Annotated in this window: 9 protein-coding genes and 1 tRNA gene; 6 read left to right on the forward strand and 4 right to left on the reverse strand. The window is 71.8% G+C overall.

Annotated elements, in window-relative coordinates; all coding sequences use genetic code 11:
- The first annotated feature begins 7 nt into the window (after positions 1 to 7).
- Positions 8 to 81: transfer RNA gene (locus tag ACTVAJ_RS08255), tRNA-Leu, on the forward strand.
- A 445-nt stretch (positions 82 to 526) separates the two neighbouring features.
- Here ACTVAJ_RS08255 and ACTVAJ_RS08260 read toward each other — a convergent pair.
- Positions 527 to 2,314, reverse strand: a complete 1,788-nt coding sequence (locus ACTVAJ_RS08260; RefSeq protein WP_470387482.1) for a helix-turn-helix domain-containing protein — start codon at positions 2,312 to 2,314, stop codon at positions 527 to 529.
- 222 nt (positions 2,315 to 2,536) lie between these two features.
- Here ACTVAJ_RS08260 and pruA point away from each other — a divergent pair, with 222 nt between their 5' ends.
- The 3 genes from pruA to ACTVAJ_RS08275 all read left to right on the forward strand — a co-directional run bounded on the left by pruA (position 2,537) and on the right by ACTVAJ_RS08275 (position 6,351).
- A complete protein-coding gene (gene pruA / locus ACTVAJ_RS08265) occupies positions 2,537 to 4,162 on the forward strand; it encodes an L-glutamate gamma-semialdehyde dehydrogenase (RefSeq protein WP_470387483.1) in 1,626 nt (541 codons plus the stop codon).
- Positions 4,163 to 4,327: 165 nt separating this feature from the next.
- Positions 4,328 to 5,254: a proline dehydrogenase family protein gene (locus tag ACTVAJ_RS08270; protein ID WP_470387484.1), complete on the forward strand. Its 927-nt coding sequence runs from the start codon at positions 4,328 to 4,330 to the stop codon at positions 5,252 to 5,254.
- Between the two features lie 149 nt (positions 5,255 to 5,403).
- Entirely contained in the window at positions 5,404 to 6,351 is a 948-nt protein-coding gene (locus ACTVAJ_RS08275) for a Bax inhibitor-1/YccA family protein (protein ID WP_470387485.1), read from the forward strand.
- Positions 6,352 to 6,426: 75 nt separating this feature from the next.
- On the opposite strand, the gene ACTVAJ_RS08280 is transcribed toward ACTVAJ_RS08275, so the two are convergent.
- The 3 genes from ACTVAJ_RS08280 to ACTVAJ_RS08290 form a co-directional block, all read right to left on the reverse strand.
- Complete coding sequence (locus ACTVAJ_RS08280; RefSeq protein WP_470387486.1) at positions 6,427 to 6,678, reverse strand: DUF4287 domain-containing protein; 252 nt, start codon at positions 6,676 to 6,678, stop codon at positions 6,427 to 6,429.
- A 200-nt stretch (positions 6,679 to 6,878) separates the two neighbouring features.
- The gene (locus ACTVAJ_RS08285; protein WP_470387487.1) at positions 6,879 to 8,099 is read right to left on the reverse strand and encodes an acetyl-CoA C-acetyltransferase; all 1,221 of its coding nucleotides are present in this window, start codon (positions 8,097 to 8,099) and stop codon (positions 6,879 to 6,881) included.
- Between the two features lie 97 nt (positions 8,100 to 8,196).
- Complete coding sequence (locus tag ACTVAJ_RS08290; protein WP_470387488.1) at positions 8,197 to 9,306, reverse strand: SGNH/GDSL hydrolase family protein; 1,110 nt, start codon at positions 9,304 to 9,306, stop codon at positions 8,197 to 8,199.
- 312 nt (positions 9,307 to 9,618) lie between these two features.
- Between ACTVAJ_RS08290 and ACTVAJ_RS08295 the strand changes: the two genes are divergently transcribed.
- On the forward strand, positions 9,619 to 10,986 hold the full coding sequence (locus ACTVAJ_RS08295; protein ID WP_470387489.1) for a cystathionine beta-synthase: 1,368 nt from the start codon (positions 9,619 to 9,621) through the stop codon (positions 10,984 to 10,986).
- A 185-nt stretch (positions 10,987 to 11,171) separates the two neighbouring features.
- A complete protein-coding gene (locus tag ACTVAJ_RS08300) occupies positions 11,172 to 11,912 on the forward strand; it encodes an acyltransferase (RefSeq protein ID WP_470387490.1) in 741 nt (246 codons plus the stop codon).
- Positions 11,913 to 11,918: the final 6 nt, after the last annotated feature.

An 11,918-nucleotide genomic window follows, 5' to 3' on the forward strand; every position in this document is an offset into this window, starting at 1 on the left:
TGGGCTCGCCCTCGTAGCCCAATGGAAGAGGCAGGCCCCCTAAAAGGGTCACAAGTGTCGGTTCGAGTCCGACCGGGGGTACTGCGCTTCCCACGTGCTCTGTGCGGGCTCGGGGCGCGGGGTACCGGGGTGTTCGTCCTCGGCGGCGCCTGTCGCTCGTTCCTCGCTTCGCGGCTGGCCTCGTCCTGCACACCCCGGTGCGCCCCTCGCTGTGTTCATGCGGCCTCGCGGGCTCGGCCGGGGCTCGGGGCGCGGGGTACCGGGGTGTTCGTCGTCGCTTTCGCCTGGCTCGTTCCTCGCTTCGCGGCTGGCCTCGTCCTGCACACCCCGGTGCGCCCCTCGCTGTGCTCATGTGGCCTCGCGGGCTCGGCCGGGGCTCGGGGCGCGGGGTACCGGGGTGTTCGTTCTCGGCTGCGCCTGTCGCTCGTTCCTCGCTGGCGGCTGGCCTCGTCCTGCACACCCCGGTGCGCCCCTCGCCGTGCTCTGTGCGCGCTCGCGTGGGGTGCCCCGGGGGTGAACCGGGCGGTCAGCCGACCGGGCCGTGGTGCTCCATCAGTAGCTGGAGCTGGGTGAACAGCCGCTCGCCAGGGTCGCCCAGATCGACACCGCTCACCGCCGCGGCCCGCCGCACCCGGTACCGCAGCGTGTTCGGGTGGATGTGCAGCCGCTCCGCGGCCGACCGCGCGTCACCGAAGGCCTCCAGGTAGGCCAGGAGCGAGTTCACCAGGTCGGCGCCGCCCGAGCGGTCGTACTCGATCAGACGGCTCACCCGGGGGTCCCGCAACGACGGATCCGCCCGCAGATGGGCGAGGGTCTCGCTGATCAGCACCCGCGAGCGCACGTCGGAGATGGTCGCCACCTCCCAGTCCAGCCCCCGGTCCAGGTCCCGGCCCATCGCGTCCAGCACCCGGTCGGCCTCGGCCCGGGAGTCGGGGACGTCGCCCAACCGCTCCACCAGCGACCCCACCGCGGCCTGGACCTCCAGGTCCAGGGCGGCCCGGGCGGCCGCCACGGTCTTGCGGGTCAGTGCGAGCACGGACTGCTCCACACCGCGCCACCCCTCCCGGCCGCGCACCAGGTCGGGCAGGAGCACGTACACCCGGCCGCCCAACTCCGTCACCAGGGCGCTGCGCCGGTAGGCCGCGGTGTGCACCGACACCAGGTCGATGAGCTGGCGACGGCGCAGTTCCCGCTCGGGCCGGTCGGGCGGCTCGGGCCGCTCGGTGTGCTCCTCGGCCTCCGCGTCCCCGCCCGGGGGCGGCGGCTGGGTGAGGGAGAAGGCCACGACCAGCGCGCCCCGGTCGGTGTGCACCTCCACCGTGTCGGCCAGCGCGCTGGCGTCGATCCGCCCCTCGAGCAGGCTCGAGAGCAGGTCCTCGCGCAGGCGCAGCCCCGCGTTGGCCTGGGTCCGCTGCCGGATCATCTGCAACGCGGTCGTGCGCGCCGCGCCCAGCAGTGCCTCCTCGGCGTGCTCGGCCAGCGGCTCCGATCCCTCCTGGACCCAGATCGACCCCAGCGGCTGGCGCCCGGCGTGGATGCCGACGGCCAGGCGGCGGCGGATACCCAGTTCGGGGTTCTCGTCGATCCGTACGACCTCCTCACCGGAGCGGAGTTTGGTGAACACCCCCCACTCCCGCAGGAGCGCCAGGTACGGCTCCGGCCCCCGGCGGCCCAGGACCGACAGGCGGCGCAGTTCGTCCACCTCGGAGCCGGACGAGTAGGCCAGCACCCGGCTCGCCGAGTCCTCGATGGCCACCAGGCCGTTGGTCAGCCGCGCGATCGTCTGGGCCATGGAGAACAGGTCGCCGGAGGTCTCGCCCAGGTCGTCGGGGTTGCTCGGCCGGGCGTCCTCCACGATGTTCTGGCACACCGACTGCAACTGGTCCCAGCGCACCTCGGGCCGCACCGCGAGCAGCGCGATCCCGGCTTCCTGGGCCTCCGCGCGCAGGACGGACAGCTCGTCCTTGCCCCCGGGACGGTAGGGTCGGCCACCCCGCGCACCGGCGGGCGGCGGCAGCACCTCCTCCGGGGAGCGGCCGCTCGTCTTGACCGCCACGGCCGTCGCGCCCCGCTCGGCGAGCGCCCGCACGAGCCGTCGGGCGGCCCCGCCGCGGGCACCGATCAACAGGACGAGATCACCCGACCGGGCCTCCGTGCGGTCCTCCGGATCGAGGATGACCACGTTGTCCACCTGAACATCCAGACCGGCGGGCGCCGCGGCGACGTCCATGATCGGGTCACCCACGACGAGCAGCAGCCGCCGCAGCGGGATGCCCGCCCCCCGGTCCTCGTCGGCTCCGGGTTGACCAGGCATGACGTCGGGGTGCGCGGCGGGGAGGCGAGGCTCGTCGTCTCCGGGGCGGATCGGTCCGGTGAGTGGGGCGTCTGTGCTCATATACGTACCATTTTGTCCTACCGGACAAATAAGCCTGGCAAAGAGTGGCCTGTCCCACAAGGATCCCACACGTTGGTTCTGAGAGCGTTGAATCAGATCAACCCTGTGCGGAACAGGGACAGACTTTCCAGGGAGGTGCCCATGGACGCCGTGACCAACGTCCCGCTGCCGAAGAACGAGCCCGTTCTGTCGTACGCGCCCGGCAGCGCGGAGCGCGCCGAGCTCGTGGCCAAGCTCGACGAACTCGGCCGGGAGAGCATCGACCTTCCGATGTACATCGCCGGTGAGCGCCGTATGGGCGGCGGTGACCGCATCGACGCCGTGCAGCCGCACCGCCACGCCGCCGTTCTCGGGACCATGGGCAACGCCACCCACGACGACGCCCGCGACGCGATCGCCGCCGCGAAGGCCGCGGCCCCGGCCTGGCGCGCGATGTCCTTCGACGACCGCGCCGCCATCATCCTGCGCGCCGCCGAGCTCCTGGCGGGTCCGTGGCGCGCCACGATCAACGCCGCCACCATGCTGGGCCAGTCCAAGACGGTGCAGCAGGCGGAGATCGACTCGGCCTGCGAGCTCATCGACTTCTGGCGCTTCAACGTCTCCTACGCCCGGCAGCTCATCGAGCAGCAGCCGCTGAGCGTCCCCGGCGTGTGGAACCGCATGGAGCAGCGGCCGCTGGAGGGGTTCGTCTACGCGATCACGCCCTTCAACTTCACCGCCATCGCGGGCAACCTGCCCACCGCCCCGGCCCTCATGGGCAACGTGGTCGTGTGGAAGCCGTCCCCGACCCAGCAGTTCGCCGCCGAGTTCACGATGCGCCTGCTGGAGGAGGCCGGCCTTCCCCCGGGTGTCATCAACATGGTGACCGGCGACGGCCTGGCCGTCTCCGACGTCGCCCTGAACGACCCGGAGCTGGCCGGTGTGCACTTCACCGGTTCGACCCGCACCTTCCAGCACCTGTGGAAGAGCGTCGGCGAGAACATCTCCAACTACCGGAGCTACCCGCGCATCGTCGGTGAGACCGGCGGCAAGGACTTCATCGTCGCGCACTCCTCCGCCGACCCGGAGGTCCTGCGCACCGCGATCGTCCGCGGCTCCTTCGAGTACCAGGGCCAGAAGTGCTCGGCCGCCTCGCGCGCCTTCGTCGCCCGCTCCGTCTGGGAGCAGGTCCGCGACGACCTCGTCGCCGAGGTCGAGGCGATCAGGATGGGTGACGTCACCGACCTGTCGAACTTCGTCGGCGCCGTCATCGACCGCCGCGCCTTCGACAAGCTCGCCAAGGTCCTGGAGGACGCCAAGTCCGACCCGACCCTGTCGATCATCGCGGGCGGCACCGCCGACGACTCCGTGGGCTACTTCGTGAGCCCGACCGTCATCGAGGGCACCGACCCCTCCCACGACGTGTTCCGCACCGAGTACTTCGGCCCGATCGTCGCCGTCCACGTCTACGAGGACGACAAGTTCGACGAGATCCTGGAGACCGTCGACCAGGGTTCCGCCTACGCGCTGACCGGTGCCGTGCTGGCCAAGGACCGCGCCGCGGTCGCCAAGGCCACCGAGGCCCTGCGCTTCGCCGCGGGCAACTTCTACATCAACGACCGGCCGACCGGCTCCATCGTGGGCCAGCAGCCGTTCGGCGGCGGTCGCGCCTCCGGCACCAACGACAAGGCCGGTTCGGCACAGAACCTGTCCCGCTGGGCCAGCCCGCGCGCCATCAAGGAGACCTTCGTCGCTCCGACGACCTCCTCCTACCCGCACATGGACTAGCCGGGTCGATCCCGCACGGTCCGCGTACCGTCCCGCGCCGCCGCCACACCGGCGGCGCGGGACGGCCCACCCCCCGAGGAGTTCACCGGTACGGCCGGTCATCTCCGGCAGTCACCGCAGTCCGCGCCTGCCCACCGGCTCGCGCACGTCTTCTTCGAGGTCTCCATGCTTCGTAAGCCCCTGCTGCTCGCCGCCAGGTCCAAGGCCTGCCGCACGATCGTCGAGCGCACACCCGTCACCCGGGGCCTGGTCTCCCGCTTCGTCGCCGGTGCCACCCTTGACTCGGCGCTGCCCGCAGTCGCCGCCCTGACCAGCGACCGCTACGTCACGCTCGACTACCTGGGCGAGGACACCACCGACCTGGGGCAGGCCACCGCCACGGTGACCGCCTACGAGGACCTGCTGGCCGCACTGGGCGAGGCCGGCCTGGGCGGGCGCGCCGAGGTGTCGGTCAAGCTGTCGGCGGTCGGCCAGTTCCTGAACCAGGACGGCGAGAAGATCGCCCTGGACAACGCCCGGCGGATCGCCGAGGCCGCCGCGGCGATCGGCACCACGGTGACCCTGGACATGGAGGACCACACCACCACCGACTCCACCCTGGGTATCCTGCGCGAGCTGCGCGAGGACTTCCCCTCCGTGGGCGCGGTCCTCCAGGCCTACCTGCACCGCACCGAGGCCGACTGCCGGGACCTCAGCGGCGCCGGTTCGCGCGTGCGCCTGTGCAAGGGCGCCTACGACGAACCCGCCTCCGTCGCCTACCGCGACAAGGCCGAGGTGGACAAGGCGTACGTGCGCGCGCTGCGCATCCTCATGGAGGGTGACGGCTACCCGATGGTGGCCTCGCACGACCCGCGGATGGTCGCCATCGCCGGGGAGCTGGCCAAGACCAACGGCCGCTCCGCGGACGACTACGAGTACCAGATGCTCTACGGCATCCGCGACACCGAGCAGGTCCGCCTGGCGGCCGAGGGCAAACGCGTGCGCGTCTACGTCCCCTACGGCGACGAGTGGTACGGCTACTACATGCGCCGTCTGGCGGAGCGCCCGGCCAACGTCCTGTTCATGGCGCGATCGGTGATCACCCGGAACTGACCGTCCGAACCCGTCTTCCGGGGCCGGTGCCCCTCTCGGGGCTCCGGCCCCGCGTCGTGTCGCAACGGTGACCTGGCGCGGGAACCCGGGGGAGGGCCGGTACGTTACTTTGTGGGCAGCAAACGACGCGTGAAAGGCCATGACGAGACATGAGGTTGCGGAGTTCCAACCCCGTCCTCAAGCGGGCGCTCAAGCAGTCCGGGACCGGCGGCTACGGCCAGCCGGGCTACGGCCAGCCGTACCCGCAGCAGGGCTACCCCCAGCAGGGTTATGGTCAGGCGGGTTACGGGCAGCCGTACCCCCAGGCCGGTTACCCCCAGCAGGGCTACGCACAGCCCGGATACCCGCAGCCCGGGTACCCCCAGGCTCCGGTCCAGGGCGCCGACGCCCAGCCGATGACCATCGACGACGTCGTCGTGCGCACCGGCATGACGCTCGGGGCGGTCGCCCTCCTCGGCGTCGTCAACTACTTCCTCTTCGGCTTCAACCCGGGCCTCGCCCTGCTGCTGACGTTCGTCGGTGTCATCGGCGGCCTCGTCCTGGGCCTGGTCATCGCGTTCAAGCAGAGCACCAACCCCGCCCTGATCCTGACGTACGCGGCCCTGGAGGGGCTGATCGTCGGTGGTCTGTCGGCCCTGCTCGGAGCCCAGCTGGCGATGAGCACCGGCGACGCCGGCGCGAGCGCCTCCCTGGTCTCCCAGGCCGTGGTCGGCACCGTGGCGGTGTTCGGTGTGATGCTGGCGCTGTACAAGTTCCGGATCATCAAGGTGACCGACGGCTTCGTCAAGGCCGTCACCTACGCGGTGCTCGGCGCGGCCGCCCTGATGCTGGTCAACTTCGTGCTGAGCTTCTTCGTCTCCGGCGGCCTCGGCCTGCGTGAGCCCACGCTGCTGGGGCTGGGGGTCAGCCTGGTGTTCGTGGTCATCGCGGCGCTGACGCTCGCGATCGAGTTCCGCGGCATCGAGGAGGGCGTCCAGGCCGGGATCCCGGCGAAGTTCGCCTGGCAGTTCGCCTTCGGCCTGACCGTCTCCCTGGTCTGGCTCTACATCGAGATCCTGCGCCTGCTCTGGATCCTCAAGTCGATGTTCGCCGAGTAGCGGCGTCGCATCGGACGTGGCGAGGGGCCGCCTCCCGGGTTCTTCCCGGGGGTGGCCCCTTCGCCGTCGGACGGGTCAGGTTCCGTCCCGGCGGGGGGCGGGAATGGAGCGGTTGCGGCGACGGCGCTCGTACTCGGTGACGATCGCCTGCGCGTACCAGTGCGGCAGTTCGTACTCGTCGGCGAGCCAGTTCGAACGGTCCGAGCAGCGAAGCAGGCTCGGCCCCCTGTCGAGGGCGTCGAACCATTCGGGGAGTCCGCGGCCGGTCACGGCCGGGACGCGTTCGATGAGCTTGGCGTGGATCTCCGGCGAGTGGGTTAGCGACATGGGCACCTCCGGAGGCGCGTTGGCGTGTGGCACTTACCTGCGACACTGCATCAGGATCACGCTTTGGACAAGCCCCGGTCACCAGCTTTTACCTTGTGGGATGGAGAACGTTGGTCCGCGGGTGCGCCGGCCGCCGCCGGGAACGGCTCCGCCCGGACCCCTGGCAGGAGGTCCGGGCGGAGCGGGTCGCGCGGCGCGGATCAGCTCAGGCGCTCGAAGACGGCCGCCATGCCCTGGCCGCCGCCGACGCACATGGTCTCCAGACCGAACGTCTTGTCGTGGAACTGGAGGCCGTTGAGCAGCGTGCCGGTGATCCGGGCACCGGTGCTGCCGAACGGGTGGCCGACCGCGATGGCTCCGCCGTTGACGTTCAGCTGGGAGTCGATGTCGATGCCCAACTGGTCCGCGGAGGGCAGGACCTGCGCGGCGAAGGCCTCGTTGATCTCGGCCAGGTCGATGTCGCCGATGGCCATGTTGGCGCGGGCGAGCGCCTGCTTGGAGGCCTCCACCGGGCCCAGGCCCATGATCTCCGGGCTCAGGCCGGTCACACCGGTGGACACGATGCGCGCCAGCGGGGTGATGCCCAGCTGGGCGGCGCGGGTGTCACTCATGATGACCAGCGCCGAGGCGCCGTCGTTCAGGGGGCAGGCGTTGCCCGCGGTGATGGTGCCGTCGGGGCGGAACACCGGCTTGAGCTGGCTGACCTTCTCGTAGGTCGTGCCGCGGCGGATGCCGTCGTCGGTGCTGACCACGGTGCCGTCCGGGAGGGTCACCGGGGTGATCTCGCGCTCCCAGAAACCGTTGTCCAGGGACTTCTCGGCGAGGTTCTGCGAACGGACCGCGAACTCGTCCTGCCGCGCACGGGAGACGCCGGTGATCTGGGCGACGTTCTCGGCGGTCTGGCCCATCGCGATGTAGGCGTCGGGCAGGGCGCCGTCCTCGCGCGGGTCGGTCCAGGCCTCGGCGCCGCCCTCGGCGCGCTTCTCGGTGCGGGCCTTGGCGTCGGCGAAGAGCGGGTTCTCGTTCTGCGGGTTGTCGCTGCTGCCGTGGGCGAAGCGGCTGACGGTCTCCACGCCGGCGGAGACGAACACGTCGCCCTCGCCCGCCTTGATGGCGTGGTAGGCCATCCGGGTGGTCTGGAGGGACGAGGAACAGTACCGGGTGACGGTGGTGCCGGGAACGGTGTCGAGCCCGAGCTGGACGGCGACGACGCGGGCCATGTTGAAGCCCTGCTCGCCGCCGGGGAGGCCGCAGCCCAGCATGAGGTCGTCGATGTTCTTGGGGTCGAGCTCGGGCACCTTGGCCAGGGCGGCGCCGACGATCTGGGCGGTCAGGTCGTCGGGGCGGATGTCCTTCAGGGAACCCTTGAAGGCGCGGCCGATCGGTGAGCGCGCGGTGGCGACGATGACTGCTTCGGGCATGTGCTTCGTCCCATTCGGTGTCGGGGTGCTGCGGGGACGCTCCGTCGGGTGGCCGGGCGTGTTCCTCGACCCCACGGCGCGTCTTGTTACTGACCAGTTAACATCTCGGGCCCTCGCCCTCGCCACCCGGGGTCGGCCTTGGCGCACCGTCCCGACCACCGGTTCCCTCCCCGTTGGCCCGACCGGCCGTCTCGACCGCCCGGTCGGCGGCGCCGGTCCGCTCAGTGTCCTCCACCCGGTTCCCGCGCGGGCGGAAGGGGGCCCGGATCAGCGCGGCCCAGCGGCCCCGCCTGCCCGGATGCTCGACGGGGACCCGGGACACCTCGGTGCCCGGGGTCTGCGCGGCCATGACCGCGGCGCGGTCCACCGGCAGGATCCCCTCGGCGCGGCCGATCTCCCCGGCCTCGGGCAGCAGTTCGAGCGCGGTGCACACCGAGGGCAGGACGGCGGAGGCGGCCTGGGCGTACCCGAGGGCTGACGGATGGAACCGGTCGGGCCCGAACATGGAATGCGGATCGGACCGGAAGTCGTCGGCGAGGAGGTCGCTCAACGACACCGTGCGCCCGCCGACCTCGGTGACCGCGATGGTCTGCGCGGCGGCGAGCTGGCGTGAGGCGCGGCGCGCGACCGACCGCAGCGGCCACCCGATCGGCCGGACCGTGCCCAGGTCCGGGCAGGTCGCCACGACCACCTCCGTGCCGTGGTCGACGAGACCGCGGGTGAGGTCGCGCAGCCGCTCGACGGCGTCGTTCGGTCGGACCCTGCGGATGACGTCGTTGGCGCCGATGAAGACGACCGCCACGTCGAAGCGGTCGCCGCCGCCGAACGCCCCGGCCCGCTCCGCCTGGGCGGCCAGGTCGGCGGAGGTGGCGCCGGGGGAGGCGGTGCACCGCAGCAGGACCGGCCGGTCGGCCGCGTTCGCGAGCCCCGACGCCAGCAGCACCCCGGGGGTCTGCGCGGCCTCGGCGACCGCGAACCCGGCCGCGGTGGAGTCGCCCATCATGAGCAACCTCAGCGGCGGTCCGTCGCCGCCGCCGTGGATCCCGTTCACCCTGGGCCGGGCCCAGTCGGTGATGCCGACCGCGCGTCGCGCGAGCCGGGCCTGGAGGTAGAGGAGGGCGACGGTACCCGCGCCCACGAGTGTCACCCCGCCGCCGCCGAACGCCGTGGCGGCGGCGATGCGCCGTGCGCGTGCGGCTCGCAGCATCGGACCACCCCCCGGGGCATCGTCTCCGTCCGCCCTGGGGCGGGCCGGTTCGATCCGAGGCTACAACCGGAGCGGTCGCGGGTCACGTACCCCCGGCGGCACACGATCCGGGCCCTCCGGTGAGCCGGACCGCGCCCGCCCGTGAGGGTCGGCGGTACCGACACCCGGTGTGAACGGCGCGAACGGCGTCGGGACGGATTAGGGTCGGGAGTGTGGTGGGCCAGACCGGCCCACGGCCCCGGAAGGCGCGACCGGGGCGAAGGACCAGGCGGACCGACGGATCCGGCCGCCACGATGTTGAGGGAGCCCACAGTGCGGGTACACGACTCACTGATCGACCTGGTGGGGGACACCCCGCTCGTGCGACTCCGGAAGGTCACCGAAGGGCTCGCGCCGACCATTCTCGCCAAGGTCGAGTACTTCAACCCCGGCGGTTCGGTCAAGGACCGCATCGCCCTGCGCATGGTCGAGGCCGCGGAGAAGAGCGGCGACCTCAGGCCCGGTGGCACGATCGTCGAACCGACCTCCGGCAACACCGGGATCGGGCTGGCGATGGTCGCCCAGGAGAAGGGCTACCGCTGTGTCTTCGTCTGCCCGGACAAGGTGGGCCCGGACAAGCTGTCGGTGCTGCGCGCCTACGGTGCCGAGGTCGTGGTCTGCCCGACCACGGTCGCTCCGGAGCACCCCGACTCCTACTACTCGGTCTCCGACCGGCTCGCCGAGGAGATCCCCGGCGCGTGGAAGCCCAACCAGTACGAGAACCAGAACAACCCCGAGTCCCACTACCACTCCACCGGACCCGAGATCTGGGACCAGACCGAGGGCCGCGTGACGCACTTCGTGGCGGGCATCGGCACCGGCGGGACGATCAGCGGCACCGGCCGCTACCTCAAGGAGGTCTCCGGCGGCCGGGTGAAGGTGATCGGCGCCGACCCCGAGGGCTCGGTGTACTCGGGCGGTTCGGGCCGCCCCTACCTGGTCGAGGGCGTGGGCGAGGACATCTGGCCCGGCACCTACGACACGGGGATCTGCGACGACATCGTGGCCGTGAGCGACAAGGACTCCTTCCTCATGACGCGTCGCCTGGCGCGCGAGGAGGCGCTGCTGGTCGGCGGGTCCTGCGGTCTGGCGGTCGAGGCGGCCCTGCGCGTCGCCCGGGACGCGGGCCCCGACGACGTCATCGTCGTCCTGCTGCCCGACGGCGGCCGCGGCTACCTCGGCAAGATCTTCAACGACGAGTGGATGGCCGACTACGGCTTCCTGTCGGCGGAGACCGAGGAGGCCACCGCGGGCCAGGTGCTCAACGGCAAGGGCGGTGAGATGCCCGACTTCGTGCACACCCACCCGCACGAGTCGATCGGCACCGCGGTGGCGATCATGCGCGAGTACGGCGTCTCCCAGCTGCCGGTGATGAAGGAGGAGCCGCCGGTCATGGCCGCCGAGGTGGTGGGCTCCATCGCCGAGCGCGACGTCCTCGACGCGCTCTTCGACGGTCGCGCCCAGCTGGACGACAGCGTGGAGACGCACATGGGCAAGCCGCTGGCCACGGTCGGCACGGGGACACCGGTCGGCGACTGCGTGCGGCTGCTGCGCGGCTCCGGCGCGCTGGTGGTGCTGCGCGACGGCAGGCCGGTGGGCATTCTCACCCGTCAGGACCTGCTGGCCCACCTGTCCGGCTGACCCGGTCCGCCCGCCGCCCCCGGGAGGGGCGTCCACGGAGCGGTACCCCGCCCGTCCGGCATCCACGGGGCCCCGGACCGCGTTCGACCGAGCGCGGTCCGGGGCCCCGCCGTGTGGCGGCCGGGCGAAGCGTCGCATACTCGGACACTGCTACTCTTCGCGACAACGTTACTGGCAGGTAATACATGGGAGCTCGCGTGTCGCGGCTGTTGTCCTGGATCATCCGCTCCGTCTGGTCCTACGCGCGGAGCAGCGCCGAAATCCGCGCGGACTCCAAGGCCGCGCGGAGGTTCGCGCGCTTCGGCGTGGGTTCCGCGATCGCCTTCCCCACGGCCACCCTCTACGGGGAGCCGTGGATCGAGATCGGCGTGCACACCGTGCTGGGCGGTGACATGACCCTCGCGGCGGGCATGGGACCCGACTACGACCTCGGCCCCGGAACCGTCGTCCGGATCGGCTCGGGCTGCGCGATCGGCCGCGGATCGCACATCGTCGCGCACAGGTCGGTGGACATCGGGGACCACGTCTACACCGGTCCGTACGTCTACATCACGGACCAGAACCACTCCTACGCCAACACCGAGATCCCCGTCGGCCTCCAGTGGCCCGTCGACGACCCGGTGAGTATCGGCGACGGCACCTGGATCGGTGCGAACGCGGTGATCCTGCCCGGAGTCCACCTGGGCCGCAACTGCGTCGTCGCGGCGGGCACGGTGGTCCGTCCCGGCCACTATCCCGACCACAGCGTCGTCGCCGGGGTCCCCGGCAGGGTCGTGCGCACCCACGACCCCGAACTCGGCTGGGACCCGCCGATGCGCGGGACCGGTACGCCCACCCGGGTGCCCACCCCCGCCGCGGGCCTGCCGCCCGAGGCGCCGACCGAGCCGCCCGAGCCGGGGTCGGCCACCAGGTTCCCGCCCGCCTGAGGGCCG

It is taken from the genome of Nocardiopsis sp. KDC1DS13DA1, assembly GCF_055632325.1.

Excerpts from the sequence above, each read along its gene's own strand:
- ACTVAJ_RS08260 (WP_470387482.1), bottom strand. The coding sequence starts at position 2,314 with ATGCCTGGTCAACCCGGAGCCGACGAGGACCGGGGGGCGGGCATCCCG.
- pruA (WP_470387483.1), top strand. The coding sequence starts at position 2,537 with ATGGACGCCGTGACCAACGTCCCGCTGCCGAAGAACGAGCCCGTTCTG.
- ACTVAJ_RS08270 (WP_470387484.1), top strand. The coding sequence starts at position 4,328 with ATGCTTCGTAAGCCCCTGCTGCTCGCCGCCAGGTCCAAGGCCTGCCGC.
- ACTVAJ_RS08275 (WP_470387485.1), top strand. The coding sequence starts at position 5,404 with ATGAGGTTGCGGAGTTCCAACCCCGTCCTCAAGCGGGCGCTCAAGCAG.
- ACTVAJ_RS08280 (WP_470387486.1), bottom strand. The coding sequence starts at position 6,678 with ATGTCGCTAACCCACTCGCCGGAGATCCACGCCAAGCTCATCGAACGC.
- ACTVAJ_RS08285 (WP_470387487.1), bottom strand. The coding sequence starts at position 8,099 with ATGCCCGAAGCAGTCATCGTCGCCACCGCGCGCTCACCGATCGGCCGC.
- ACTVAJ_RS08290 (WP_470387488.1), bottom strand. The coding sequence starts at position 9,306 with ATGCTGCGAGCCGCACGCGCACGGCGCATCGCCGCCGCCACGGCGTTC.
- ACTVAJ_RS08300 (WP_470387490.1), top strand. The coding sequence starts at position 11,172 with ATGGGAGCTCGCGTGTCGCGGCTGTTGTCCTGGATCATCCGCTCCGTC.